Source organism: Acinetobacter sp. TW_SC_4, assembly GCF_054861205.1.
This window is the reverse complement of record NZ_CM142174.1, coordinates 2,515,980-2,541,740: the sequence shown is the minus strand read 5'-3', so window position 1 is coordinate 2,541,740 and position 25,761 is coordinate 2,515,980. Positions and strand designations below refer to the sequence as shown.

The following is a 25,761-nucleotide window of genomic DNA, read 5'->3' as shown; positions in this document are numbered from 1 at the left end:
TTTTGATCATTTTTTCTCGAACCTAAGCAGTATATTGAAAAAAGTACAGGATTAAAGTCCTAATCTGGATAAATCATAGACTCTAGGGTTTTATTAACAGGAGGCCAGATGTTCGATTCGGATATGCCCCATTTTATTCAAGACAATACGTTGTTGGGATGCAAGGTGAGTAGAACAATAATAAAAGCTGCCATTCGATCCAATAGGTAAAGCCGTCTGGGCTTGATAAGTTACGTTCGGTATACTCAAGGCACCTCGCCAACTCAGGTTACCGTATTTAAGATTAAGTTGTTCAATGTGTAAAATTTGTTCGTCATTGTCGACTTGACGATTACGGTTTTTATCAATAAATACCAGCAAATTTTTATTCCATTGGTTTGCTTGACAGGTTAATGAATCTTGACTGGGACAAATCACAATATTCTGGTGAAACACAGCTGCCTGGCTGCGTGCATAACGATTGGTTGCTGTAATTTTCATCGGAATATTTTTAGCTTCCTGCTTGGATAGATAATCATGAAAGTAAGGCAAGGCAATTGTGACCACAATTGCGATAAGGGCAATACAGATAATTAACTCAACAATAGTGAACGCTCTTGTTATCTTTTTATACATAGAGTTACCTGATTTATATATTATTTTTATTTGAAACATGCTATTAATTGTGCGATTTTTATGCTTAATTGAGCGAGTAAGAAATGCCTTACTCAAAATTCAAAAAGGCGCTTAAAAATAAATTGGCAATGACAATAGGCGATTCACAACAAAAAATTGAGTAAAAAATTACTGAATTACAACGGAAATTGTAAGTAATTTTGTCAATAATTTACTTGATTAGATTAATCAAGCACTTGGAAAAATAATAAAGTGTTTGTATGATGCGCAGTGAATAGCTTAAAAATAACACTGGGGTAAAAAAGCCTATCTCAGAATGGCCTATTAGAAGGCTTGAGCTTGAACAACAATTGTTATCTCTGGAGGATAAATCCATGAAAATGAGTCGTATTGCTTTAGCAATGCTTGTAGCTGCTCCTTTTGCTGCTGCAAACGCAGGCGTAACTGTTACTCCATTAATGTTAGGTTATACTTGGCAAGACACCCAACACAACAATAGCGGTGACGATGGCGAACTAACAACTTCTGGTGAAATGGAAGATGATCTATTTGTTGGTGCTGCAATTGGTGTTGAACTAACTCCATGGTTAGGTTTTGAAGCTGAATATAGCCAGGTTAAAGGCGATATGCGAGATCTACCAGGTGCTGAATACAAAGGTCAGAACATTGCAGGTAATTTCTATGCAACTTCTGATGTGTTCACTGGCAACTATGACAGCAAAATCAAACCATATGCATTGTTAGGTGCTGGTCACTACAAATATGAGTTTGACGGTGCTTCAGAAGCTGCTTTAGGTCGTACTGGTCGTGGTTTTGAAGAAGAAGGTACACTAGGTAATGCTGGTATCGGTGCATTCTGGCACATCAACGATGCTTTAGCGCTACGTACTGAAGCTCGTGGTACTTACCACTTTGACGAAAAATTCTGGAACTATACAGCACTTGCTGGTCTTAATGTAGTTCTAGGTGGCCGCTTGAAACCAGCTGCTGACGTTGTAGAAGTTGCTCCAGTTGAGCCAGTAGCTCCAGTAGCTCCAGCTCCACAAGAGTTGACTGAAGACCTGAACATGGAACTTCGCGTGTTCTTTGATACGAATAAATCAAACATCAAAGACCAATACAAACCAGAAATCGCGAAAGTTGCTGAGAAACTAGTTGAATATCCAAACGCAACTGCTCGTATCGAAGGTCACACAGACAGCACTGGTCCACGTGCATTGAACGAACGTTTATCTCTAGCTCGTGCTAACTCTGTTAAATCTGCACTTGTTAACGAATACAACGTAGATGCATCTCGTTTGTCTACTCAAGGTTTCGCTTGGGATCAACCGATTGCTGACAACAACACTAAAGAAGGTCGTGCTATGAACCGTCGTGTATTCGCGACAATCACTGGTAGCCGTACTGTTCTAGCTGAACAACCAGTTGCTCAATAATTCGTTATTGAACACTGATTAAAAAAAGCGACTCTTTGAGTCGCTTTTTTTATGGCCGTTTTTTGCATACACTTGCTGCTCGAAACTGATTTTGATTTAAAGCATGAGCATAGAACTCCCTGAAGACTTACAAAGTCTGGAAGCTAATAGTGGTATTTATGCGATCTGGATGATTTTTCATCATTATGGAGTGGATCTGCATATTCCTGATCTAGTGCAATTGACACAGCATAATGATGAGATGGGAACTTCAAGTATTGCGCTCGCTGTTGCCCTCAAAACATTGGGACTCGATGTTGAGTTTTTTACAGAAACTGATCCCGATAAACAGCCGCTTGAAATCCAGTTTTATCAAAAAGCACAAGAACTCAAATTGCATGTTCATGAATATCCACTTTCTTATACAGATATTCAAAAATTAGTGGATAAAGGCCGTTTTGTAATTGTATTCTACGACACGCTGGAAGAGGTGGGGAACCATTCATTAATTTATGAAATCAATGAAAAAGAAATCAGTTTCTTTGATAGTTTTAATGCTATGTCTAAAGAAGTTTTCGAACAGCAGCGTCGAGTAGAAGGTATTTGTCAGCAAGTCATTGTGATTGATGACCGTAATTTTGTCATGCGTCATAGCTGATTTCAGAATATAAAAAAGCAGCTACTTGAGCTGCTTTTTTAATAAAGGTGAGATATTAGTCTTTTTCAATATTCATCGGTTGAACATCCATCTCCTGATAAGAAACCAGTTTGGTTTTATATTTCCACTTATAACCCAGCCAAATCACCAAGAATAATAAAATACCGATATAAGTAGAAAGGACAGCCAACCACTCACCCTCTAGGACAGCTTGATAGTTTTGACCTAATACGACAATTGAGCAAAGGACGAAGGCAAACCAAGGCGCGAACGGGAAGAATTTAGCTCTATAGGCCAGGCCTTCAAGTTGATAGCCTTGAGCCAGATAACCTTTACGGAAGCGGTAATGTGAGATCGCAATCCCGAGCCAGACAATGAAGCCACACATACCTGACATATTCAGCAACCAGTTAAACACTTCTTGCTCACCGAAGAATGTGGTCAAGAAACATAGTGCCGCAATCGCTGTGGTCGCATACAGGGCATTCATCGGTACACCGCGTGGATCCAGATGGGCAAACAGCTTAGGCGCACTGCCTTTACGCGCCATATCGAACAGCATACGGGTAGAAGAATACATACCTGAGTTACCCGCAGAAAGAATCGCAGTCAGAATTACTGCATTCATCATACTGGCTGCAAAAGCAAAACCTGCTTTTTCATACAATAAAGTGAATGGAGAAAGGGCAACGTCTTCTGTTGCAGCTGCCTGTAATAGACGTGGATCATTATAAGCAACTAATGTACCGATAATGAAAATACACACGATATAGAACAGCAGGATTCGCCAGAAGATCTGCTTGATTGCGACTGGAATGGTTTTTTGCGGATCTTTAGATTCACCAGCGGCTACACCAACCATCTCGGTTCCCTGGAACGAGAATCCGGCAATCATGGCAACACCAATAAGGGCCGGGAAACCACCGACAAAAGGCGCTTCACCTACGCTCCAGTTTGCAAATGCTGAAGCACCCGGTGTGAGCATGATCTTGGCAATCATCCAGATCCCGATGATGATAAAGGCAATAATCGCCAGTACTTTCACCAATGAGAAGAAGAATTCTGATTCACCAAAACCTTTTACTGTGAGGGCGTTAATCCCAAAGATCACAGCGAGGAAGATCGCACTCCAGTAAAAGCCGGGAATATCAGGGAACCAGAATTTCATAATGAACTGTACGGCAACCAGTTCAAAGGCAACGGTAATCGCCCAGTTGTACCAGTAGTTCCAGCCTAAAGCGAAACCGAAACCACCTTCGACATATTTGGTGCCGTAGGTAAAGAATGCGCCCGAGGTCGGATTATGAGTCGCAAGTTCTCCCAGACTGGTCATCAAGAAATAAATCATTACGCCAATCAACGCATAGGCGAGAAGTGCACCACCCGGGCCTGCGCTGGCAATGGTCGCACCTGAAGCCAGGAATAAACCTGTACCGATAGATCCGCCAATCGCGATCATATTGAGATGACGAGCACCAAGCTTACGCTGCAGCTGCACGCTGTTCTGAGTTTCGCTCATCATGATTCCTTAGCATTTTTTTGAGTGCTGGCGAAGAGCACTTTAAAACCTTGTTGATCAGTTTTGACTGTACATTGGCCAAAACTTTGTTCAATTAAAATTGGATAATTTAAGAAGCGGTTTGCCACAATCCACAATTCACCGCCAGACTTGAGATGACGACGCGAAGTCTTACATAGAGTTTCGCTAGCCGCATAGTTGGTCTGGATTCCCTGATGGAAAGGGGGATTGCTGACAATGGCATGTAAAAAGAGCGGTGCATCTTCAATACCTGACACAGCTTTAATTTCCAGCTGCTGAGGACTGAGCTGATTTTTCTCAAATGTCATTTGAGTAGAAGCCAAGGCAAAGGCATCTACGTCCAGAGCAAAAATACGGTTCTCAGGATTCAGTTTGGCTAAATAAGCACTGATCACACCTGCGCCACAGCCAAAGTCGGCAATCTTGCCTGAAGTCACTTGAGATAAATAGGGTAAGAACACCGCTGTTCCTACATCCAGATGATCCTGACTGAATACACCTGGAAGTGCACAAATCTGCAAATCACCTTTTGGTGTCGCCACTGTATAGGTCTGTGCCCAATCTGCCAACGCTTTTGCTTCGACCGTGTAGTCTAGAGTCAATTGCCACAATTGGCAATGTCGTGCGCTGTCGAGCTTGATGAGTTTACCATAAGCCTGTAGCTGCTTTGCTGCACGCTCTACACCACCTTTCTTTTCACCCACTAGGAAGACACTGCTGCCTTGTTTTAATCGGGCTGCAATATTGTGAATCAGATAATTCAATAATTCTTTTGATTTAGGTACGAAAATAACTGCCTGATCAAATTCTTGATCAGGAAATTCTGCGCCGAAATGAACTTGGGCCTGCTGTGACTGGAAATATTGAAAATCATTATAATTCCATGTCCAAACAAAGGGCTGGATAGATTCACCGCATTCAGCAAGAAGCTCATCGGTCGGTGCATTCACCAGCAATACGCGACCAGACAAATAATCATATTGTCTTAATAAAACTTCGCTTTTAGGATCCATAGATCTCTCTCCAATAGAAAAAACACTGTCCGAGTCCAACTCAGACAGTGTTCTTTGGACATGAAATTACTTTTTTACTTCAGGAAGTACAATATTCAATATGAGGGCTGCAATACCGCCTGTCGCAACACCTGAGCTAAAGATGTTACGGAATAATTCGGGAAGATGTTCCAGAATCTGAGGCACCTGCGCAACCCCTAAGCCAAGTGCAAGCGAAATTGCAATGATCAGCAGGGCACGACGATCCAAGTGAATACCAGACAGGATATTAATCCCAGATGCAGCGACTGCACCAAACATCACCATCACTGCGCCACCAAGCACAGCCTGAGGAACGGCCTGAATCACACCGGCCACTGCTGGAAGTAGACCTAGAATCACAAGGAGTGCTGCGATCCAGATCCCGACATAACGGCTAGCTACACCAGTCAATTGAATCACACCATTATTTTGTGCGAACACTGAACTTGGGAATGTATTGAATAAACCTGCGAGAAGGGAGTTAGCACCATTCACTAACACACCACCTTTAATGCGATTCATCCAGGTTTGACCATCCACTGGCTGATTCGATAATTTTGATGTTGCGGTAATATCACCAATCGCTTCTAATGAAGTCACCAAGTAAATGAATGCCATTGGAATGAATAAGCTCCATGAGAAGCTTAAACCAAAATGCATTGGAGTTGGGATTTGAACCAGAGGTACATCTTTTAAACCGTCAAAGTTGAGATGACCCATAAAGCCGGCAAGGATATAACCCACAACTAGTGCAATCAGAATTGCTGAGCTTTTTACCCAAGTGATGCGTACACGGTTCAGTAAAATAATTAATGCCAGAACGGTACATGACATGATCAGGTTATCTGCATTGGCGAAAGTTTTGTCGCCCATGGCTTGATAACCACCACCCATGCTGATCAGACCTTCTTTAATCAAGGTTAAACCAATCAATAGAACTACAATACCCGTTACTAGTGGAGTAATGAGTTTCTTCACCCACGGTAAAATGCGTGACACGCCCATTTCAATAAATGAACCTGCAATCACTACACCAAAGATCGAAGCCATCACCGCTTCTATCGGTGTGCCTGCAGCGACCATCGCTGAACCGATCCCGATGATCGGGCCAATAAAGTTAAAACTTGTACCCTGAACAATCAGCAAGCCTGCACCAAAGGGACCTACTTTCTTGGATTGTAAGAAAGTCGCAATCCCCGAAATCACCAAAGACATGGATAAGATCATGTTGGTGTCTTCTTTGGAGACCCCCAGCGCCAGACAAATGAGCAGGCCAGGGGTCACAATTGGGACAATAATGGCCAATAAATGCTGGAATGCGGCTAAAAATGCGATAAACGGTTTAGGACGATCTTCAAGGCCGTAGACAAGGTCAAGTTGATCTTTAGAAGGAGGAGATTGATTAAAATCAGACATGTGTCAATGCAAATTAAGGCTGGGTGGCGCTATTCTAATCGAGTTACACGTCATTACAAAAGTAATTGGAAAAAAAATTGACGCTCTCTACAAACAGTCACTGTCAAAAGTTTGTATTTTTCTGTATAATTTGCCCTCAAATTTAAAACGTATCGAATTTACATGTCAGATATTAAAACTCTCCGTAACATTGCCATTATCGCGCACGTCGACCATGGTAAAACCACTCTTGTAGACAAACTTTTGCAACAATCAGGTGCTCTCGGTGATCGCGCGGGTGAGATCGAGCGTGTCATGGATTCGAATGCGTTAGAATCTGAACGTGGTATTACCATTCTTGCAAAAAACACTGCAATCAAGTGGTTAGATAAACGTACAGATACAGAATACCGTATTAACATCGTGGACACCCCGGGACACGCCGACTTCGGTGGTGAAGTTGAACGTGTAATGTCGATGGTTGACTGCGTACTGCTTCTTGTAGATTCACAAGAAGGTCCTATGCCACAAACTCGTTTCGTAACGCAAAAAGCGTTCGCGCGTGGTTTGAAACCAATCGTAATTATCAATAAAGTTGATAAACCAAGTGCGCGTCCAGACTGGGTAATCGATCAAGTATTCGATTTGTTCGACAACCTTGGCGGTACTGACGAACAGTTAGACTTCCCAGTAGTTTATGCTTCTGGTCTTCGTGGTGTTGCTGGTCCTTCTCCAGAAGAACTTGCTGATGACATGACTCCATTGTTCCAAACAATCGTAGACATCGTTGAGCCACCAGCAGTTGACGTTGACGGTTCATTCCAGATGCAAATTTCATCTTTGGACTATAACAGCTTCGTAGGTGTAATCGGTGTTGGTCGCATCCAGCGCGGTTCAGTGAAATTAAACACTCCTGTGACTGTTATCGACAAAGAAGGCAAAACCCGTAACGGCCGTATCTTGAAAATCATGGGTTACCATGGTCTAGAACGTGTTGACATTGAAGAAGCTTCTGCAGGTGATATCGTTTGTGTAACTGGTATCGATGCACTGAACATTTCAGATACAATCTGTGATCCTAAAAATGTTGAAGCGCTTCCAGCACTTTCTGTAGATGAACCGACTGTGTCTATGACTTTCCAGGTGAACAACTCCCCATTCGCTGGTAAAGAAGGTAAATTCGTAACTTCACGTAATATCCGTGAGCGTCTTGACCGAGAATTGATCCACAACGTAGCACTTCGTGTTGAAGATACTGACAGTCCTGACCGTTTCAAAGTATCTGGTCGTGGTGAGCTTCACCTTTCTGTACTGATCGAAAACATGCGTCGTGAAGGCTTCGAGCTTGGTGTATCACGTCCGCAAGTGATCATGAAAGAAATCGACGGTCAAATGCAAGAACCGTATGAAAACGTAACGTTTGACGTTGAAGAACAGCACCAAGGTTCTGTAATGGAACAAATGGGTCACCGTAAAGGCGAAATGACCAATATGGAAGTTGACGGTAAAGGCCGTATCCGTATTGAAGCAACTGTTCCTTCACGTGGCTTGATCGGTTTCCGTTCTGAATTCATGACCATGACTTCTGGTACTGGTATCATGACTTCAAGCTTCTCGCACTACGGTCCTGCTAAACAAGGTACTGTTGCGAAACGTCAAAACGGTGTACTGATTTCTATGGTTCAAGGTACTTGTTTGGGCTATGCACTGTTCACACTTCAAGACCGTGGTCGACTGTTTGCTAAACCACAGTTAGAAGTTTATGAAGGTATGATCGTAGGTATCAACTCACGTTCTGACGACATGGTGGTTAACCCGACTAAAGCGAAACAGTTAACTAACGTACGTGCGTCTGGTACTGATGAAGCATTGACTCTTGTTCCAAACCTTGAATACACGCTAGAACAAGCGCTTGAATTCATTGAAGATGACGAGCTAGTTGAAGTAACACCTAAGTCAATCCGTATCCGTAAGCGTTACCTGACTGAAAACGAACGTAAACGTAACCGTTCTAAATAAGACCGGTCACTCGTACGAAAAAAGCCGCTGAATCAGTTCAGCGGCTTTTTTATTGGGTAGAAATTACATACACTCAATAAATTAGTTTTAAATAGAAATCCCTAACTAATGTATAATCCATCACAAAATTGCATAAAAATACTGGTGACTTTATGAGCATTATTCAAGAATTTAAAGAATTTGCGGTAAAAGGCAATGTCATGGATCTCGCAGTGGGCGTGATCATTGGCGGTGCTTTCGGTAAAATTATCGATTCTATGGTGAAAGACATCATCATGCCTGTCGTGAGTTGGATCTTGGGTGGTGATGTTGATTATTCTAACTGGTTTGTCGTATTAGGTGATAATCCAAATAATGTGACCAATCTGGCTGCGGCACAGGCGGCAGGTCTAAATGTCTTTGCTTATGGTAATTTCCTGACCATTCTCATTAATTTCCTGTTATTGGCATGGGTGGTGTTCTGGTTGGTGAAACTGATGAACAAACTACGCCGTAAACAAGAAGCAGAACCAGAGCCAGAAGCTACTCCGGAAGATATTGCATTATTACGTGAAATCCGTGACGAGCTAAAAAAACGTCCTGAAGCTTAAGCTTTTCGAGTAAATAAAAAACGGCGCTGAGTGCGCCGTTTTTTATTGAATCCCTCCTTGCGAAGCAGTGCTTCTCACCTTTTTCAAAGGGGGACTCCACCCTTTCTTAAATGGAGGTTGGGAGGGATTTATAAAATTAAAAATCCATCCGAAACTTAATTTCCACTAAATGAAAACCAAACTGACTTTTGACTGGGCCATGTAGAACATGTTCTGCAGCAGTAAAAATCAGTTTATCAATCACTGGAACGAGTTGGCCTTTTTTTACTTCACCGAGTTCACCACCACGTTTGGCAGAGTTACAGGTCGAATATTGTTTGGCAATTTTGGAAAAATCTGCACCTGCCAGAATCTTTTTCTTAAGCTGTTCAGCAGTATCTTTATCCTTAACCAGAATATGACGGACAATCGCGGTCTTCATGATTTCTTACCTCGTACAGCAACCATACGCTTAGGTGAAAGCTTGACCTTTTTTAGCGGCTGGCATTCAGGACAATAAACTGATGCACGCTGGCCGAGCTTGATATTTTCTAGTGTCGTTTCGCAGTTCACGCACATTTCTCCTGCACGGCCATAAGCCAGCAGCGTCTGCTGAAAATAACCATTTTCTCCCATGGCATTGGTATAGTCGCGTAAAGTAGAACCGCCTAAGTCAATCGCCTGTTTCAAAATACGCTTAATCTCAACCACCAGTTTTTCAATCTGCTCAAAACTTAATGTAGACGCAGGTTGTGCTGGATGAATGCCCATATTGAATAGACTTTCAGTCGCATAAATATTGCCTACACCAACCACGACATGGTTATCCATGATTGCAACTTTGGTGCCAACGTTTTTATTTTTCAATTTTTCAGATAGATATTCGGCATTAAAAGCCTCACTTAATGGCTCAGGTCCAAGCGTATCGATCAGTTTGCTTTGTGATTGAGCATCTAACCAGAGAATACAGCCGAAACGGCGCGGGTCATGGTAACGCAGCTGGATCTCTTCAAATTGAATAATCAGATGATCATGCTTGCGCAACTCTTCGTTGGCTTCACATAAACGAAAGCTGCCTGACATACCCAGATGCCAGAGCATTGTATCCTGTTCAAATTGCGCCAGAATATATTTGGAACGACGCGTAAGCTGTAGCAGGCGCTGTCCTTGCAGACGCGCGAGATCATCAGGAATTGGCCAACGTAAACTAGGCTGACGCACTTCAACTTTTAGCACTTGCTGATTAAGAAGGGGAAGGAGGCTGGTTTTGGTGGTTTCAACTTCGGGTAATTCAGGCATAACACTTAGCAGCTAATATCATGAGGCTAATATTGGGCGTTTTAAGTCTGAATGCAAGATGCAAGTCCTGTTTGAATAGAAGTTATAAGTAGGGCATTCAAAAATATTTTAACAATTGGTTAAAAAATAAACTTTAATATTGAGATGGTTTTAGATCCAAATAATGAAAACAGGAAATATATTGGTTGATTTTTAGTATTTAACTTACTGAAAAATATAAAATATGTAAATTTATTGTTATATAAAATATCTTTTCTTATAACTTAAAGTTTTACTAATAATAAAAAAAAATGCTGAGTTTTTAAGTGAAAAGTTATGTAACGTTCTGTATCAAGTCATACAGGGCATGCATCAGGCTGCCTTTACTCTCTCCATATGTTTAGGTTTTATATGAAAAAGTTAAGTCTAGCTTTATTGCCATTGATGGCAGCCATGACCTCTGCGCAGGCTGAGTCTGCATTTGATTCTCAAGGGCAGTACCTATTAGGCGACTGGAATGGAAAACGTACTGAACTTGCTCAACAAGGCATCAAGTTTGAAGCAAACTTGCTGACAGATACAGCGTATCTGGCTGATGGCGGACGTAATGAAGGAGCTGATCCTTTAACTTCAGCACAGTTATGGTTAGGTACACAGTTAGACATGGAAAAACTGGCTGGCTGGGATGGCGTAACTGTTCGTGCAGTTGCGACTGCGCGTCAGGGACAAAGTACATCGGTACGTGATTTACAAGGTGATGCAGCTCAATGGGCCAATGTTCAAGGAACATTTGGTCGTGGTAATCAGGACAGCCGTTTAACCGAACTTTCAATTGAAAAGAATTATAAGGAACAAGGCCTGAGTATTAAAGCTGGTCGTCTGGGGCTGGGTATGGACTTTAACGTGATGGCTTGTGATTTTGCCAGTACAGCATTTTGTGCTGCGCAGATGGGCAAATGGCAAGGCAATATCTGGATGAATACCCCAGTCGCACAATGGGGTGCACGTGTAAAACAGCAGTTAAATCGTGAAGTTGCAGTACAAGTCGGTGTTTATGAATTTAATCCAGATAACGGCAATGGTGCTAAAGAAGGTCAGGGCTGGAGTCTGGATACCGACAATGCTGATGGCATGACGATTCCTGCAGAAGTAATCTGGACACCACAATCATTAGTAAATGGTTTGCCTGGCAGCTATCGTGTAGGCGGTATGTATAACACTGCTGATGATGTTGCCAACCAGAAAGATGTTGCGACAGGTGAAGGAGAAAACCGTACCTTTGCAGGCTGGTTAGCCGTAGAACAGCAGTTGACTTCAACGGGTAATGGCCGTCAGGGTTTACACTCATTCGCTAACTTTACTTGGCATGATCGTGATACCAATAAAGTGGATAATTCACAACAATTGGGTCTGAAATATATTGGTCTGATGGATAGCCAGCCGAATGATATTTTGGGTCTGGCAGTGAATCGTGTACATGTAAATGATCGTTTTGCTGAAGGTTCATTAGCTAAAGTAGACTACGATGCGAGTGCCGAATACAATATCGAACTCAACTACAGCTATAACGCAACAAAATGGCTGATGCTACGCCCAAACCTGCAATACGTTATAAATCCGGGGTCTAGCAACCAGGTGGATAATGCATTGGTGTTAGGTTTGACTACACGAGTGATCTTCTAAAAAGAATTTAATCACGTTATAAATAAACAGGCTCATCAGAGCCTGTTTTTTATTTTTTAGTAAAAAGTTCTGAAAAGCCACTTCACAAAAAGAGGGAATACCGCGTGTCACTACTATTTCAGTCGGTTCAGTTTGGATCATTGCAACTTAAAAATAAAATTGTGATTGCCCCGATGTGTCAGTATTCTGCAACCGAGCAAGGTGAAATCACTTACTGGCATGAACAACAATGGGCCAATTATGCCTTATCCGGTGCAGGTCTTTGCATTGTGGAAGCCACCGCTGTACAGCCTGAAGGGCGTATCAGTTATGCCGATTTAGGGCTTTGGAATGATCAGCAAGCCAGTCAGATCAAAACCTTATTGCAAAAGGTCAAGTCAATTTCTCCTATGCCTTTTGCCATACAGCTTGCACATGCAGGCCGTAAAGCTTCTACAGATAAACCTTGGGGTGGCAAAGGGCAGTTCGCCCCAGATCATGCACTCGGTTGGCAAACTGTCTCTGCCAGTGATATTCCTTTCCAGGCTCATGAACATCCACCTAAGTCTTTAAGTGTTGATGAAATCCAGCAAGTGATTCAGGATTTTGCTGCCAGTGCAAAGCGAGCGGTTGAAGCAGGCTTTGAACTGATTGAACTACATGGAGCACATGGTTATTTGCTGCATCAGTTTATGTCACCGTTATCGAATCATCGTCAGGATCAATATGGCGGTTCATTTGAAAACCGTATTCGTCTGACGCTTGAAGTATTTGAAGCAATTAAAGCTGCAGTACCAGAAGATTTTCCAATTGGTGTTCGTATCTCAGCAACGGACTGGATGGATGGCGTAGAAAGTTGGGATGTAGAATCTTCAGTTGAACTATCCAAAGCTCTGGAGAAACTGGGTGCAGTCTATATTCATGTGTCGAGTGCAGGTTTACATGTCGACCAGAAAATTGATGTGCATCCAAATTATCAGGTCCCTTTTGCTGAAGCGATTAAAAAGGACGTAAATATTCCAGTCATTGCAGTGGGTCTGATTACCGATGCACAGCAGGCAGAAGGCATACTGGAGTATAAACAGGCTGATGCGATCGCGATTGCACGTGCCTTGCTTTATGATCCACGCTGGCCTTGGCATGCTGCAGTAACGCTGGATGAAAAAATAGCAATTTCTCCACAATATTTACGTTCTGCACCGCATGGCTTAAATCAGTTGTTTGAATCGTTTTAAGGCCATTTTTTCTTAGAAAGGCTTATAATAACGCATCTCAAACAACAGGACATTTCATATGATTATTGCGGTAATTGTGCCTATATTTTTATTATTGGCACTAGGTTACCTGAGTGTGAAATGTCAAATTCTAAAAAAAGAACAGGTTGAAATGGTAGGGGCCTTTGTCATCAAAGTGGCCTTACCGTTACTGTTCTTCCAGTTTCTAGCCTCTAAAGATCTGCATGAAATCTGGTATTTTGAATACTTTGCGGTCTATACCTCTGTCACTTTATTACTTTATGGTTTCAGCCTTTGGCTGATGCGCCGTCAGTTCAAGAATACCTCTTCGCATAGTGCTGTTCTGTCCTTAGGGGCAGCAATGTCTAATACTGGATTGATCGGTACAGCAGTACTCACTTTATTGGTGGGACAGCATGCAATGACCTATACCTCTCTGGTGGTCATTATTGAAAGCATGATCCTGATTCCGATGGTCTTGATCCTGGCCGCACTCGGTACCCAACATCAAGCCAATCTGGGGAGTCTTGTGAAAAGTACTATTCTGATGCTGTTCAAAAACCCTTTATTTATGGGGGTGATGCTGGGTATGGTCTGTGCGATTTTTGAAATTCGCCTGCCAATTTATCTGGATCAGGTCTTTGCCATGATTGGACAGACTGCCTCACCTTTGGCGCTGTTTGCGATTGGTGGCGGAATCGTGGGCATGAGTCTGAAATATGTGAATCTGCAAAGCTTCTATTTGGTATTTTCCAGCAATATCCTGATGCCGATCTTGATGTATCTGGGCCTGAGTCGATTGACTCATTTAAATCAGGAAATGGTCTATGCGGGTACCTTGATCGCAGCCCTACCTATGCCAACGATTTTTGGTATGTTAGGGCAGGCGTACGGCCTCAATGAGCGGACTCTAACGCCATTATTAATGAGTACCCTTGCAGGTTTTGTGGTTGCCAGTGGACTTATTACTTTGTGGTGGAGTTAACCAAGCTGGCTTATAAATCTATAGCCCATAAAAAAGCTCCAACAGGAGCTTTTTTATTTTGATAAAATTTGATTAACTTTTTTTGGCAGGTGCTTTTTTCTGCTCGGCAATCATTTTATCCACTGCTGCTAGAGATTCTCTGGCCTTAGGAATATTTTCCTGTGCTAGGGCTGCAAAGATCTTTTTAGCTTCAGGTAGGTTTTGCGGAACAATACTACCGTTGGCAAACATATTGCCAATCGCCATAAGGGCAGGGATATAGCCTTTTTTCGCCAGATCCTGAATACTGCTTAACCCTTGCTGGATCGGCTTTTCATTCTTGGTTTTAAAGCCATTACTGATGTCATATAAGGCTTTGGCATGAATGGCCGGCATATTACCCTTGCTAATAAGTGGCTGTAATTTTTTCAAGGCCTGCTGGTCAGAAGCTGTTGTACCTTCAGCAAATAAAAGTATAGCCAGATCTACGGTTGCTTCATCGAAATTGGCTGCCGATGCGCGTTCCAGGTATTGTTTGGCTTTACCCAAATCCTGCTTAAGGCCTAAAGTACCACCAGTATAATTCTTGCCCAGTACATAGTTGGCCACCGGATAACCTTTGCTGGCAGCCTGTTCATATAGTTGGATGGCTTTTTTTTCATCCTTAGCAGTGCCTTGGCCGGTTTGCGTTAAATAGCCTAAGTTATAGATGGCTTGTGCATTTCCCTGACTGGCCAGTTTGCTTAAAGCATCGTAGGCACCCTTGAAATTCTTGGCATTCACCATCTCTTCAATTTTGGCAAATTGAGGATCGACTGAGGCATTTGAAGTGTTTGCGAGGACAAATTGGCTGGACACTACAAGAATTGCAGCAAGTACTAATTTTTTCATTGTTCCGATAACCTTAATTTTTCTAACACCTAATTCCATGGTGCGATTTTTGTCGTTTTCATCTACATCATAAGACGATTTCAGGCTTTGTAAATACTAAATATGTGACTAATTACAAATTATTTGAGAATCATATAGGAGATGAATCAATAAAAGCATGCTCGGGTTAAGGTGTGTTTTATTCAGTCAATCTTTGTCTATTTAATTGTTTAGCCTAATAAAAATAAAAAAGCCAGAATTGAATTCTGGCTTTTGCATCAAGAGAACAGTTAGTTATTGTGGACGTGCCACATCACCACTTAAAGCTTCAGGTAATTCCAGAACTTGTACGTCTAGCTCAGCCAATGCTTCAGGTTTGGCAACAACTAAAGCTTGATAACCTTCATCTGTACCAATGCTATTGACCACTTCGACGTCATTGTGCAGCTTGGTCGCAACAGCAGGTGCTTCGCCTGTACCTTGAATCACATGCAACCAGTGTTTTGGCTTGGCTTTAAACCATAAGCGAGCAATCACTTCCTGACCCAGATAACAACCTTTGTCATAGTGAATGCCTTCACGTTGATGCAGACGCAATTCCTGTGGCTGGAACAGGGTCGCAGTAGCTGCCTGAATCCAGGCCTGACCTGAGGTAATGGCTTGCTGTTGCCAAAGGATAATATCCGTTTCAGTTTCAAAAAAATCAGTCTGGATATCATTGATAACTGGATAAACCGGGCCAACCTGTTCCAGTTTCATTTTTGAAAAAGCGCCAAACTTTTTAATATGGCTGGCCAGTTCTGCTGCCTGATCTTCAGGGCTGACAATTTCAAAACTTTCCGGATTAATTTTTTTCAACCAGATACCGAACTGGATACGTCCTTTCAAGCTACAGATCGCTGTATAGCGGGTCAGGTTTTCAGCCAGAGTTTCGACATTTAAAGTGACTTGACCCTGAAGGAATTTTTGCGCATCTACTCCATTCAGCGTAAATAAGGTAAAAGCAGGAGATGTTGCCATGATCAGCCTCAGTTTGAATACTCAAAATCAATCAAGCTATTGTGCAGCAAGCATTTAATAGAGGCAAACAAAAAAGCCAACAATCGGGATCGTTGGCCTTTTAAAGAGTGGCTATTTAGTGATGATGAGATGAGGTTGGCAGAGGTGAATCACAAGGGAATTTGCCTCCACAGACCCGCACCGTTTCCATCATGCCCTGATCTTCATGATCGAGGATATGACAGTGCTGTACAAAATCGCCTTCAAATTTCTTGTAGTGGCTTCGAAGAATAAATTTATAGTTCGCTTTGATAAACAGGGTATCCTTGAATTGTCCTTTCATACCACGATATTGGACATCATCTTTATCATTATTGTCAGGCGCTAATTCACTCACATCAACTTCTTTGGATTCGCCATTAGGGCCAGTGACAGTTTTTAAGATTTTAACAATCTGGAATGGATTGACATGAATATGGAAAGGATGGCCACCAAAAGCTTCGGTCGTCAGTTCCCATTCATCCGTCTGTCCAATTTGTAACTGACGCACATATTCACGATCCGGGTCTTTGGCATGAGTCCGACCGACTGATCCTTCGCCATCAAATGCATCTCCAAAACTGAGCAAGTCACCATCTTCTTTATGGCGGAAGCCAAATTTAAGACCATTTGCGAAAGCCAGCTCAAATTTACTGTACTGTTTCGGTCTGGAGGCAACCAGCTTGTCAATTGCTGGAGTCATCAATGATGGATGATCAGTAAAGGCAGTAAGATCAAGCTTGGATAACTGAGTCTGAATCTCTTTGCTTAAACCAATTTTTTTTGCACGCTCTTGCAGGAACTGGGCAGGAGTCTGCGCTTTTGTTTTGCTTGCCTGTACATTGACCCATCCCAGTAGTTGAGCATTGAAAGGATGGTTCGGAGCTAGTTGAGGAGTAATTTGACCCGTTGGGATCGGTGCATTCACTTCATCCTCAATATTTAATTTGGAGTCATAAATGCAGTATTTGTTGGTGGTTGGGAAGGTGACCATTGCATCATGACGATAACCAGGCTGGAACACAGACAGTGTTCTGCGCTGTACCTGAGTCATGGTCAAACCATCTTGAGCAATCGTATAAACAGGTAAGCTTTTTAAACTCTCATTAAACTCTTTTGGATCTGCTTCCTGATATGCCAGACAGGCTTTAAGGGTGTCTGCGGCGCTAAATTTACTGGAGTTTGGCAGTTCTTTAATAATCAAACCAATGGTGTCGCGTACACCACCATGAATCATGCGCCAGCGATTAAATGCATTCTGTTCAACTTTAATCTCTCCTAAAACTTTACCATTGATAGACGTATAAAAGTTCTGGCCGGCCCAAGAGCTAGGATTAGCGATATCTGTATAATCTTCCAGTAATCCTAAGCCTTTACCTTCGCAATTGTTAGGAATATCGAATTTTACATCCGGGTCAGGGTTAGAGCATCGATATTGAATTTGCTGGAACAACAGGATTTTTTCATTTGGATAGCTATTTTTTTCTTTCCATAAAATGTCCATATCGCCTGTTTCAGTAACTTTGCCATTTTTTACTTTTGGCGTTCTTGAGCCTTCTACAATTAATGGGCCTGCCATACCGCTCGATACCTGAATAGCCGTTGAGCCATGCAGATGGGCATGATACCAGTAGGTTCCTGCCGGATGATTCGGCTCCATTTTGTACTGATAGTCAAATTTTTCCTGAGGTTTAAATTTCAGGAAAACATTATCGCTGTTGCCTTGAGGGCTTACCCAGAAGCCATGGGTATGCAAGTTAGTAGTATTAAAGCAATGTGGATCGTTCACATTATCCACTTTGTCTGCGCAGGTGGCTTTCTGTTCAGGTGGAAGCTGGTTATTTAGGTTAATTTTCAGGGTTTCACCTTGTTTGACCCGGATTTGTGGACCAACTAAAAGGTCTTCAACAGACTCTCCAGCTTTTTTCTTGTTAAACAAGCTGGCATTAGTGAGATAACCTCTGACGAACAGTTGATCCCAGGTACTATTTCTCGGATTGTAAATCTTTCCGGTTTTATAAGCGACGATCAGTTCATGGGTGCCTTTGGAATTTTTTTGCAATAGTGGCGGATTGCTAATCAATGTATCAGGTGTTGTTGGAGAAGGTTGTGGGTTGTTGGGATTATTGGGAGTGGTTAGTGGGTTAGGGTTATTGGGAGTTGGCGGTTTAGGATTGGAAGGATTTTTACCTCCATTCCAGCTTGCTGCCAGTACAGCGATCACTGCAGCAACGATACCAATAATGGCGAGTTGTATCATTGTAATCACCCTTATGTGCTTTTGTGATAAGTGTTGTTGTGAAGTAATTCGAGGGTAGATTTACAAAGTTGAGATACAGACTGTTATCACCAAATTAGGGGGAGGGCGACAGATGGTAGGCTGAAATGACGTGTATAAAGTATTTTAGAAAGGAATGTACTTCATAAGCCCCTGTTTATGCATAAATGCCTTATAAATATTTAACGTATTTCTAAAATTGTAAGAAAGTCTTAAAAAATATATGGAATTGAGAATGTAACTTATTTCGGGTTATGTCTTAACCTGAAAAAATGATTTTTTCGCCTAAACTCATCGAGCCATATCTGCAATGAAATTTACTATTTCTGGTTAAGAGCTACGCTTAACACTGAAATAGAAAACATAGATTCAGCTTTTTATTAAATGAGCTATTTCTAAAATTGAAAGATTCTAAGCTTTAATTTCATATGAAATTTATCCTTAAACTCATTCCAAGAAATTGATTATTTTTCATACTTTTATCAACATCTCATACTAAAGAATGAGACAGATTTAGGCCTATTTTTCAGAAAAAATGCAATTTAGAGTCAAAATTCTAAAGTATGAGTTATAAATTTCGGTAAAAATACCATTTTTAGTATTTAAGCTTTTGAAAATCATAAGATTTGGGAAATGGACTTTCGACAGCGTACAATGCCTTTATTAAAAAACAAGTCATCAAGATATTTTGATGAATAAAAAGAGTAATGAAAGAGGGCAGGCAAGCTATGAACAATAACTACCGGAAACCGCTGCAAGGTACCCAGCTGGAATATTATGACGTGCGACAAGCCGTAGAAGATATTCAGCCAGGCACATATGCCAAACTTCCTTATACATCTAAAGTGCTGGCCGAGCAGCTGGTACGCCGTTGCGAGCCTACGATTTTAGAACAGTCTTTACGCCAATTGATTGAGCGTAAACAGGAACATGATTTTCCTTGGTATCCGGCGCGTGTAGTGTGTCATGACATCTTAGGGCAAACAGCACTGGTCGATCTTGCCGGTCTGCGTGATGCGATTGCCGATCAGGGCGGTGATCCCTCTAAAGTTAATCCAGTGGTTCCAACCCAGCTGATTGTCGATCACTCATTAGCAGTAGAATACGGCGGCTTTGACCCAGATGCATTTGAGAAAAACCGTGCAGTAGAAGACCGCCGTAATGAAGACCGTTTCCATTTTATTGAATGGACCAAAACTGCGTTTGAAAATGTCGATGTGATTCCTGCTGGTAATGGCATCATGCACCAGATCAATCTGGAAAAAATGTCACCGGTGATTCAGAACCGTGATGGCGTGGCATTCCCAGATACTTGTGTCGGCACAGACTCTCATACCCCACATACCGATGCATTGGGTGTGATTTCTGTTGGTGTGGGTGGTCTGGAAGCTGAAAATGTGATGCTGGGCCGTGCATCGTGGATGCGTCTGCCGGACATTATCGGTGTCGAACTGGTAGGACAACGTCAGCCGGGCATTACCGCAACCGATATCGTACTGGCTTTAACTGAATTCCTGCGTAAGGAACGTGTGGTTGGTGCTTATCTGGAATTCTTCGGTGAAGGCGCAGACAGCATGTCAGTCGGTGACCGTGCCACGATTTCCAATATGACACCGGAATATGGCGCAACTGCGGCCATGTTCTATATCGATCAAAACACCATCGATTATTTGACTCTGACTGGTCGTGAATCTGAACAGGTTAAACTGGTTGAAACCTATGCGAAAGAGATTGGTCTGTGGTCATCAGAAATGACGCAGGCAGAATATCCGCGTGTACTGCGTTTTGACTTGTCTACCGTAACTCGTAACATAGCGGGTCCATCGAATCCGCATGCACGTGTATCAACATCTGACCTGAAAGAAAAAGGCATTGCAGGTGTGGTAGAAAACCGTACTGATGGCTTAATGCCAGATGGTGCAATCATCATCGCGGCGATTACCTCGTGTACCAATACGTCTAACCCGCGTAATACCGTGGCAGCAGGTTTGTTGGCACGTAAGGCCAATGAGCTTGGCCTGGTGCGTAAACCTTGGGTGAAATCTTCTTTTGCTCCGGGTTCTAAAGCGGCTGCATTGTACTTGGAAGAGGCAGGTGTACTGAAGGATCTGGAAAAACTAGGCTTTGGTATCGTGGCGTATGCATGTACCACCTGTAACGGCATGTCGGGTGCGCTTGATCCGAAAATTCAGCAGGAAATTATAGACCGTGACCTGTACGCGACAGCGGTATTGTCTGGTAACCGTAACTTCGATGGCCGTATCCATCCTTATGCGAAGCAAGCCTTCTTGGCATCTCCACCGCTTGTTGTGGCTTATGCGATTGCCGGTACGATCCGCTTTGACATCGAGAAAGATGCCCTAGGCACAGACAAAGATGGCAATCCGATTTACTTGAAAGACATCTGGCCATCGGATGAAGAAATTGATGCTTTGGTGAAAGAGTCCGTGAAGCCAGAACAGTTCAAGAAAGTTTATATTCCGATGTTTGATCTAGGTGAGCGTGAGAAAGCTGCAAGTCCGCTGTATGACTGGCGTCCGCAAAGTACCTATATCCGCCGTCCGCCATATTGGGAAGGAGCTTTGGCTGCACCACGTACCCTTGCGAATATGCGTCCTTTAGCAATCCTTGGCGATAACATCACTACCGATCATTTATCTCCATCAAACGCGATTGTGTTGGATTCAGCAGCGGGTCAATATCTGGCGAAAATGGGTGTGCCTGAGGAAGACTTCAACTCTTATGCAACGCACCGTGGCGATCACCTGACTGCACAGCGTGCAACTCTAGCAAATCCAAAGCTGTATAACGAAATGGTGGTACGTTCTGACGGCACCATCAAACAAGGTTCTAAAGCGCGTGTAGAGCCGGAAGGTGAAGTGATGCGTATGTGGGAAGCGATTGAAACCTACATGAACCGTAAGCAACCGCTCATCATTGTTGCAGGTAAAGATTATGGTCAGGGTTCAAGCCGTGATTGGGCAGCAAAAGGTGTGCGTCTGGCAGGTGTAGAAGCGATTGTGGCTGAAGGTTTTGAGCGTATTCACCGGACAAACTTGGTCGGTATGGGTGTTCTTCCGCTTGAGTTTAAGCCGGGTACAGATCGTAAAACTTTGAAGCTGGATGGTACTGAACTGTATAGCGTAATTGGTAATATTGCGCCTCGTTCGACTTTAATTCTGGTGATTGAGCGTGCGACTGAAGATGGTAAGAAACAGACCATTGAAGTGCCGGTAACTTGCCGTCTGGATACTGAAGAAGAAGTTTCTGTCTATGAAGCGGGTGGAGTATTACAACGTTTTGCACAGGATTTCTTGGAAGGTTCAATTGCTTAAAATTTAAAACTAAAGTTGTTGTAATTGTTCAATAAAAGCCCTACTTTAGAGTGGGGCTTTTTTATAAGTATATACAATGAAAATATTAAAAGATGATCTAGAGTTTTTATCTAAATTAGCAAATGAGTTTTTTGCACAAGAGGATATAGTGTATAAACTTAATAAGTTTTCAGAGAGTAAAATTAGTGGATGGGAAATATGGTTACAAGTAGAGTTTGCGATTTTTTTATTTAGTCATCCTGATGTTTCTGAAATTGAAAGAGAAAAAAGATATGAGTTAGACAAGCGAAGGTCAAAAGATAAATATATTTGCTCAATAGATTTTATGATTCGTCAAAAATACAAACAGTCTTCGATTCCATTGGAAATTAAACAACATGAGAATGCATCCAATTGTATTCGCTATATGCTTAAAGACATTGAAAAATATGAAAAAATAAAAGAATCTAAAGCTAGTACTGGAAGATCCTTATGGTGTTTAGGATTACATCCTACAGTTGAGGAGGATTATTTATCTAAATTAATTAATGAAAATAAATTTAGAGAAATTTATCCAGAATTAGTTTTTTCTAAATCTATTAAAGGAACAAATTTCAGTTTTACTCTTATTTAAGTATAAATATTTATATTTAGAATGAAAAAGTGTGAGGTATGATCGTGCTTTTACAGCTTTTTAAAAAGGTCTAATTGTTTAATATTAAAAGATAAAGATAATTGAATTTGGTTGAAAAAGACCCTACTGTTAAGTAGGGTCTTTTACTGAGAAAATGATGTCTTTATTAAGAGAAATTCAAAGCGAAGCAGTTAGTCCTACAACTAAAGTTTCTGCTTTGCTACGAAAATGTAAAATTTTGGCCTATCGCCTAGGAAATGAAAATTTCAAAAAGTGGGTGGATTCTGAACTAAATGGATATGCAGAAACAGAGATATTGCCTAAATATAGAATTTTGTCTGTGATCTCTCAGGGACATTTTAATGGCTCTTTTGGATCTAGGCTTAGGAATGCTGATATCACATCAGGATGTTTTCCACCTGAATTTAGGAATGATTTAACAACTTCATACTTACTGGACCCTATAGCTGAATTAGAATCTCTAATAGATAAAGATTCTACGAATAAGATACTGCAGCAACCTTGGAGTCCAGATTTTATAGCTAAGTTCGCATATGTTATTTATCAAAATATGGTGTGTATTAAAGCATGGAAGTCGATTTCTTCAACTCAGATAGAAGGAGTTCTTGATATTGTAAAAACAAGAATCTTGAGTTTTGTATTAGAAATCGAAGCTCTGGATCCTGACGCTGGTGAAGCTGCTTTAAATTCCAACCCAATCCCACAAGAACAAGTTAGTCAAATTTTTAATATTAATATTTCTGGCAATGTTCAAAACTTAGCTTCAGGAAATCATCACAGCACTATCCACCAAGAAATTAATAACTCTCAAATTCCTGAAGAGTTTCTAAATTTATTAAGCACGTTGAGAAAATCTGAAATCGAGGAAGAGTTAGTTAGCGATCTAGAACTAAGAATTGAAAAATTAGGAACCTCAATTGGAACACCAGAATATACTTCCCAATATGGTGAGCTAATGAGTTTTCTCTCTAATCATGTCACTATATATACTTTTTTAGCTCCATTTATTCCAATGCTATCAAGCTATTTATCATAGAAAGTGAAAGTGATTAAGCACAGCGACGAAATATTATTAAATCACAAATAAAAATATCGCTTAGCTTTAACGACACTATCATTTACAAAAATGGACAATAGACATTCATCACAATAGAGTTATACTGCTTAGACCATTTTCTAAAACAACGGAGAACAAAGATGGTTACAGCTGGCTCAAAACCGGGAACAGGTTTCTATTTTTGTATTCAATGCGGACATCGCGTCTTCTTAGAAATTGGTACAGACCGACTACCACCGTGTACCAAATGCCTCGGCACCCAATATAACGATAAGGTTGCCTAAGCACACGATATTCAAAACAGAAGATCCTGTTTTAAATAAAAGCCCTATCACCCGATAGGGCTTTTTTGTTAGCGTATAATTTACATCATAAAAATAGCTAAATCTCAAGGATAAGCAGCATAGAAACAATCCTCGGTTTATATATCGGTATCGGCTTGAGAGCAGCCTGTGGTTTCCGTGTTTTTGTGCCTTTACTGGTGATGAGTATTGCTGCATTGATGGGCTGGTTTGAACCGATGACCGGTTTTGAATGGCTGGCCATGCCGGCAGTTTGTCTGGCTTTAGCCATCGCGACCCTCTGTGAAATCGCTGTGTATTATATTCCCTGGGTGGACAATGCCATCGATACGATTGCAACGCCTGCAGCCATGCTCGCCGGAACTCTGACCACGATGGCTGCTAGCAGTGGAGAAATGTCCCAGTTTGCAGCTTGGGCCGCAGCGATTATTGTCGGTGGCGGAACAGCAGGGGCCGTGCAACTGAGCAGTGTTGCAGCACGCGGATTATCAACTGCCACCACGGGCGGTGTTGCGAATCCGGTACTCTCAACCGGAGAGTGGATCGGGGCTATTCTGTTATCCATTCTGTCATTGCTTTTGCCAGTGCTAGCTGCCTTGCTGGTTGTAATGCTAGCCATCATGGCAATTCGCTGGATACGTCTAAAAAAGAAAAACAAGCTAGAAAATTCCGCCTTATAAAAGTCAGATAAATAAATATTTATCACTAATTTTTAATGAAATATTTGCTTAAAGAAAGGTCCTTATCTTGTTTATGAAATTGCTTGATTTTTATTCAATAAAGACATAATTTCTGTATGGTTTTATTTGTGGTTGAACTTTATAAAAACAATATTAGGGGAATTGTAAATGATTAAATTTATTGTAGATGAACAAGAGTCTGCCCAAGGCGTGCACTATATTCATAACGCAACACGAGGCTGTGAAGACCTGCCAGAATTTGATAACCAGATTCTGATTGGATATTTTGCTAATTATGATCTGGCTTATAAACGGGCAAGAATGAACTGGCCGAGGGAGAAAGTAGAGAGCTGTCATAAGTGCTGTACAGAATGAGATTTATAGACATATTGGGCGTCATTTAAAACCTGCTATACAGTGGGTTTTATCATTTATTCTGTTTGAAAATTGATCAATTTGACCCCATATAAAATTATAGATTTATCATGTTTAGGGCTGCTCAATTGCAACATTATCTTGATCTCAATCATGACTCGGGTGTGGCCAATTATGAGATTGGCAATGAGTTTATTCGGGTTCAATTCAAGAAAACTTCGAAAGTGTATACCTATAGTTATAGCAGTGCAGGCTATCAGCATGTGGAAAATATGAAACAGCTGGCCCAGTATGGTGATGGCTTAAATGCCTATATCAATCATCATACCCGTCATCTGTTTGTACGCTAAAAAGTGATCGCTGGAAGTTAAAACTGAAACTTTTAGCTCAAAATATTTAAACCATTTCCCTTTAGATCACAGATACAAATCAGTAGTTCCTGAAGATTTGATCAATCTGTTAACTTAATGATAGATGACTCTACAGGCAGGGAATCATTATGGATTTCGATTTCTGGTGTCGATTTTTACTTTATACATTGGCTTTGAATTACAGCATTTTAATGCTCTGGTTCTTGCTCATTGTCTTTTTACGAGACTGGGTAAAACGATTGCATAGTCGATGGTTTCAGCTTTCAGATTCGACTTTTGATGCCGTTCATTATGGCGGCATGGCCCTCTATAAAATCGGAATATTCCTATTCAATCTGGTTCCGCTGATAGCCATATATTTAATTGGGAAAATTTAGGAGATAAAACTTTCTCAGGTTTCAAGAATAAATAAAATTGATAGTCGCATTAGCATTACA

24 protein-coding genes are annotated in these 25,761 nt (G+C 41.5%); 15 read left to right on the top strand and 9 right to left on the bottom strand.

Going from position 1 to position 25,761, the window contains the following annotated elements; all coding sequences use genetic code 11:
* Window positions 1–93: 93 nt before the first annotated feature.
* A complete protein-coding gene (locus ACWM1W_RS12450; RefSeq protein ID WP_004785187.1) occupies window positions 94–615 on the bottom strand; it encodes a GspH/FimT family protein in 522 nt (173 codons plus the stop codon).
* Window positions 616–989: 374 nt separating this feature from the next.
* Here ACWM1W_RS12450 and omp38 point away from each other — a divergent pair, with 374 nt between their 5' ends.
* Together omp38 and ACWM1W_RS12440 are read left to right on the top strand one after the other, a co-directional pair.
* A complete protein-coding gene (gene omp38, locus ACWM1W_RS12445) occupies window positions 990–2,051 on the top strand; it encodes an outer membrane protein Omp38 (protein WP_180034182.1) in 1,062 nt (353 codons plus the stop codon).
* Between the two features lie 103 nt (window positions 2,052–2,154).
* A complete protein-coding gene (locus ACWM1W_RS12440; protein WP_375725649.1) occupies window positions 2,155–2,688 on the top strand; it encodes a cysteine peptidase family C39 domain-containing protein in 534 nt (177 codons plus the stop codon).
* 55 nt (window positions 2,689–2,743) lie between these two features.
* On the opposite strand, the gene ACWM1W_RS12435 is transcribed toward ACWM1W_RS12440, so the two are convergent.
* The 3 genes from ACWM1W_RS12435 to ACWM1W_RS12425 all read right to left on the bottom strand — a co-directional run bounded on the left by ACWM1W_RS12435 (window position 2,744) and on the right by ACWM1W_RS12425 (window position 6,678).
* The gene (locus ACWM1W_RS12435) at window positions 2,744–4,207 is read right to left on the bottom strand and encodes an amino acid permease (protein ID WP_375725648.1); all 1,464 of its coding nucleotides are present in this window, start codon (window positions 4,205–4,207) and stop codon (window positions 2,744–2,746) included.
* The gene (locus ACWM1W_RS12430) at window positions 4,207–5,241 is read right to left on the bottom strand and encodes a methyltransferase (RefSeq protein ID WP_104425799.1); all 1,035 of its coding nucleotides are present in this window, start codon (window positions 5,239–5,241) and stop codon (window positions 4,207–4,209) included. The genes ACWM1W_RS12435 and ACWM1W_RS12430 overlap by 1 nt, the downstream gene beginning before the upstream one ends.
* 66 nt (window positions 5,242–5,307) lie before the next feature.
* Window positions 5,308–6,678, bottom strand: coding sequence for a uracil-xanthine permease family protein (locus tag ACWM1W_RS12425; protein WP_461603264.1), 1,371 nt, complete (start codon window positions 6,676–6,678; stop codon window positions 5,308–5,310).
* A gap of 162 nt (window positions 6,679–6,840) precedes the next feature.
* Here ACWM1W_RS12425 and typA point away from each other — a divergent pair, with 162 nt between their 5' ends.
* Together typA and mscL are read left to right on the top strand one after the other, a co-directional pair.
* On the top strand, window positions 6,841–8,676 hold the full coding sequence (gene typA / locus ACWM1W_RS12420) for a translational GTPase TypA (protein WP_375725646.1): 1,836 nt from the start codon (window positions 6,841–6,843) through the stop codon (window positions 8,674–8,676).
* A gap of 152 nt (window positions 8,677–8,828) precedes the next feature.
* A complete protein-coding gene (mscL, locus tag ACWM1W_RS12415; RefSeq protein ID WP_005237137.1) occupies window positions 8,829–9,266 on the top strand; it encodes a large conductance mechanosensitive channel protein MscL in 438 nt (145 codons plus the stop codon).
* A gap of 136 nt (window positions 9,267–9,402) precedes the next feature.
* On the opposite strand, the gene ACWM1W_RS12410 is transcribed toward mscL, so the two are convergent.
* A complete protein-coding gene (locus ACWM1W_RS12410; protein ID WP_375725645.1) occupies window positions 9,403–9,687 on the bottom strand; it encodes a peptidylprolyl isomerase in 285 nt (94 codons plus the stop codon).
* Window positions 9,684–10,544: a bifunctional DNA-formamidopyrimidine glycosylase/DNA-(apurinic or apyrimidinic site) lyase gene (gene mutM, locus ACWM1W_RS12405; protein ID WP_375725644.1), complete on the bottom strand. Its 861-nt coding sequence runs from the start codon at window positions 10,542–10,544 to the stop codon at window positions 9,684–9,686. The genes ACWM1W_RS12410 and mutM overlap by 4 nt, the downstream gene beginning before the upstream one ends.
* A 390-nt stretch (window positions 10,545–10,934) precedes the next feature.
* On the opposite strand from mutM, the gene ACWM1W_RS12400 reads away from it, so the two are divergent.
* The 3 genes from ACWM1W_RS12400 to ACWM1W_RS12390 all read left to right on the top strand — a co-directional run bounded on the left by ACWM1W_RS12400 (window position 10,935) and on the right by ACWM1W_RS12390 (window position 14,405).
* Window positions 10,935–12,206 carry a carbohydrate porin gene (locus tag ACWM1W_RS12400; RefSeq protein ID WP_375725643.1) on the top strand — a complete coding sequence of 424 codons (1,272 nt, stop codon included), beginning with the start codon at window positions 10,935–10,937 and terminating at the stop codon, window positions 12,204–12,206.
* Between the two features lie 104 nt (window positions 12,207–12,310).
* A complete protein-coding gene (locus tag ACWM1W_RS12395) occupies window positions 12,311–13,420 on the top strand; it encodes an NADH:flavin oxidoreductase/NADH oxidase (protein WP_375725642.1) in 1,110 nt (369 codons plus the stop codon).
* Window positions 13,421–13,478: 58 nt separating this feature from the next.
* The gene (locus tag ACWM1W_RS12390) at window positions 13,479–14,405 is read left to right on the top strand and encodes an AEC family transporter (protein WP_375725641.1); all 927 of its coding nucleotides are present in this window, start codon (window positions 13,479–13,481) and stop codon (window positions 14,403–14,405) included.
* 72 nt (window positions 14,406–14,477) lie between these two features.
* Here ACWM1W_RS12390 and ACWM1W_RS12385 read toward each other — a convergent pair whose 3' ends face one another.
* The 3 genes from ACWM1W_RS12385 to ACWM1W_RS12375 all read right to left on the bottom strand — a co-directional run bounded on the left by ACWM1W_RS12385 (window position 14,478) and on the right by ACWM1W_RS12375 (window position 18,552).
* On the bottom strand, window positions 14,478–15,275 hold the full coding sequence (locus ACWM1W_RS12385; protein ID WP_375725640.1) for a tetratricopeptide repeat protein: 798 nt from the start codon (window positions 15,273–15,275) through the stop codon (window positions 14,478–14,480).
* 273 nt (window positions 15,276–15,548) lie between these two features.
* Window positions 15,549–16,274, bottom strand: coding sequence for a CAF17-like 4Fe-4S cluster assembly/insertion protein YgfZ (ygfZ, locus tag ACWM1W_RS12380; RefSeq protein ID WP_375725639.1), 726 nt, complete (start codon window positions 16,272–16,274; stop codon window positions 15,549–15,551).
* 115 nt (window positions 16,275–16,389) lie between these two features.
* The gene (locus ACWM1W_RS12375; protein ID WP_461603263.1) at window positions 16,390–18,552 is read right to left on the bottom strand and encodes a multicopper oxidase family protein; all 2,163 of its coding nucleotides are present in this window, start codon (window positions 18,550–18,552) and stop codon (window positions 16,390–16,392) included.
* Between the two features lie 746 nt (window positions 18,553–19,298).
* On the opposite strand from ACWM1W_RS12375, the gene acnD reads away from it, so the two are divergent.
* The 8 genes from acnD to ACWM1W_RS12335 all read left to right on the top strand — a co-directional run bounded on the left by acnD (window position 19,299) and on the right by ACWM1W_RS12335 (window position 25,701).
* The gene (gene acnD, locus ACWM1W_RS12370) at window positions 19,299–21,905 is read left to right on the top strand and encodes a Fe/S-dependent 2-methylisocitrate dehydratase AcnD (RefSeq protein ID WP_214001965.1); all 2,607 of its coding nucleotides are present in this window, start codon (window positions 19,299–19,301) and stop codon (window positions 21,903–21,905) included.
* Between the two features lie 76 nt (window positions 21,906–21,981).
* Window positions 21,982–22,518, top strand: coding sequence for a hypothetical protein (locus tag ACWM1W_RS12365; protein ID WP_375725637.1), 537 nt, complete (start codon window positions 21,982–21,984; stop codon window positions 22,516–22,518).
* A 157-nt stretch (window positions 22,519–22,675) separates the two neighbouring features.
* Complete coding sequence (locus tag ACWM1W_RS12360) at window positions 22,676–23,575, top strand: AbiTii domain-containing protein (protein WP_262738383.1); 900 nt, start codon at window positions 22,676–22,678, stop codon at window positions 23,573–23,575.
* Window positions 23,576–23,736: 161 nt separating this feature from the next.
* Window positions 23,737–23,880: a zinc ribbon-containing protein gene (locus ACWM1W_RS12355; RefSeq protein ID WP_175968102.1), complete on the top strand. Its 144-nt coding sequence runs from the start codon at window positions 23,737–23,739 to the stop codon at window positions 23,878–23,880.
* A gap of 119 nt (window positions 23,881–23,999) precedes the next feature.
* Complete coding sequence (locus ACWM1W_RS12350) at window positions 24,000–24,578, top strand: DUF4126 domain-containing protein (RefSeq protein WP_375725670.1); 579 nt, start codon at window positions 24,000–24,002, stop codon at window positions 24,576–24,578.
* 168 nt (window positions 24,579–24,746) lie between these two features.
* Complete coding sequence (locus ACWM1W_RS12345; protein ID WP_312308747.1) at window positions 24,747–24,953, top strand: hypothetical protein; 207 nt, start codon at window positions 24,747–24,749, stop codon at window positions 24,951–24,953.
* 128 nt (window positions 24,954–25,081) lie between these two features.
* On the top strand, window positions 25,082–25,303 hold the full coding sequence (locus ACWM1W_RS12340) for a hypothetical protein (RefSeq protein ID WP_004785142.1): 222 nt from the start codon (window positions 25,082–25,084) through the stop codon (window positions 25,301–25,303).
* Window positions 25,304–25,452: 149 nt separating this feature from the next.
* On the top strand, window positions 25,453–25,701 hold the full coding sequence (locus ACWM1W_RS12335; protein ID WP_375725636.1) for a DUF6868 family protein: 249 nt from the start codon (window positions 25,453–25,455) through the stop codon (window positions 25,699–25,701).
* The last annotated feature ends 60 nt before the right edge of the window (window positions 25,702–25,761 follow it).

Excerpts from the sequence above, each read along its gene's own strand:
- ACWM1W_RS12440 (WP_375725649.1), top strand. The coding sequence starts at position 2,155 with ATGAGCATAGAACTCCCTGAAGACTTACAAAGTCTGGAAGCTAATAGT.
- ygfZ (WP_375725639.1), bottom strand. The coding sequence starts at position 16,274 with ATGGCAACATCTCCTGCTTTTACCTTATTTACGCTGAATGGAGTAGAT.
- ACWM1W_RS12400 (WP_375725643.1), top strand. The coding sequence starts at position 10,935 with ATGAAAAAGTTAAGTCTAGCTTTATTGCCATTGATGGCAGCCATGACC.
- ACWM1W_RS12355 (WP_175968102.1), top strand. The coding sequence starts at position 23,737 with ATGGTTACAGCTGGCTCAAAACCGGGAACAGGTTTCTATTTTTGTATT.
- ACWM1W_RS12435 (WP_375725648.1), bottom strand. The coding sequence starts at position 4,207 with ATGAGCGAAACTCAGAACAGCGTGCAGCTGCAGCGTAAGCTTGGTGCT.
- ACWM1W_RS12430 (WP_104425799.1), bottom strand. The coding sequence starts at position 5,241 with ATGGATCCTAAAAGCGAAGTTTTATTAAGACAATATGATTATTTGTCT.
- ACWM1W_RS12365 (WP_375725637.1), top strand. The coding sequence starts at position 21,982 with ATGAAAATATTAAAAGATGATCTAGAGTTTTTATCTAAATTAGCAAAT.
- omp38 (WP_180034182.1), top strand. The coding sequence starts at position 990 with ATGAAAATGAGTCGTATTGCTTTAGCAATGCTTGTAGCTGCTCCTTTT.
- ACWM1W_RS12390 (WP_375725641.1), top strand. The coding sequence starts at position 13,479 with ATGATTATTGCGGTAATTGTGCCTATATTTTTATTATTGGCACTAGGT.
- mscL (WP_005237137.1), top strand. The coding sequence starts at position 8,829 with ATGAGCATTATTCAAGAATTTAAAGAATTTGCGGTAAAAGGCAATGTC.
- typA (WP_375725646.1), top strand. The coding sequence starts at position 6,841 with ATGTCAGATATTAAAACTCTCCGTAACATTGCCATTATCGCGCACGTC.
- mutM (WP_375725644.1), bottom strand. The coding sequence starts at position 10,544 with ATGCCTGAATTACCCGAAGTTGAAACCACCAAAACCAGCCTCCTTCCC.
- ACWM1W_RS12385 (WP_375725640.1), bottom strand. The coding sequence starts at position 15,275 with ATGAAAAAATTAGTACTTGCTGCAATTCTTGTAGTGTCCAGCCAATTT.
- ACWM1W_RS12425 (WP_461603264.1), bottom strand. The coding sequence starts at position 6,678 with ATGTCTGATTTTAATCAATCTCCTCCTTCTAAAGATCAACTTGACCTT.
- ACWM1W_RS12345 (WP_312308747.1), top strand. The coding sequence starts at position 24,747 with ATGATTAAATTTATTGTAGATGAACAAGAGTCTGCCCAAGGCGTGCAC.
- ACWM1W_RS12410 (WP_375725645.1), bottom strand. The coding sequence starts at position 9,687 with ATGAAGACCGCGATTGTCCGTCATATTCTGGTTAAGGATAAAGATACT.
- acnD (WP_214001965.1), top strand. The coding sequence starts at position 19,299 with ATGAACAATAACTACCGGAAACCGCTGCAAGGTACCCAGCTGGAATAT.
- ACWM1W_RS12375 (WP_461603263.1), bottom strand. The coding sequence starts at position 18,552 with ATGATACAACTCGCCATTATTGGTATCGTTGCTGCAGTGATCGCTGTA.
- ACWM1W_RS12335 (WP_375725636.1), top strand. The coding sequence starts at position 25,453 with ATGGATTTCGATTTCTGGTGTCGATTTTTACTTTATACATTGGCTTTG.
- ACWM1W_RS12360 (WP_262738383.1), top strand. The coding sequence starts at position 22,676 with ATGTCTTTATTAAGAGAAATTCAAAGCGAAGCAGTTAGTCCTACAACT.
- ACWM1W_RS12450 (WP_004785187.1), bottom strand. The coding sequence starts at position 615 with ATGTATAAAAAGATAACAAGAGCGTTCACTATTGTTGAGTTAATTATC.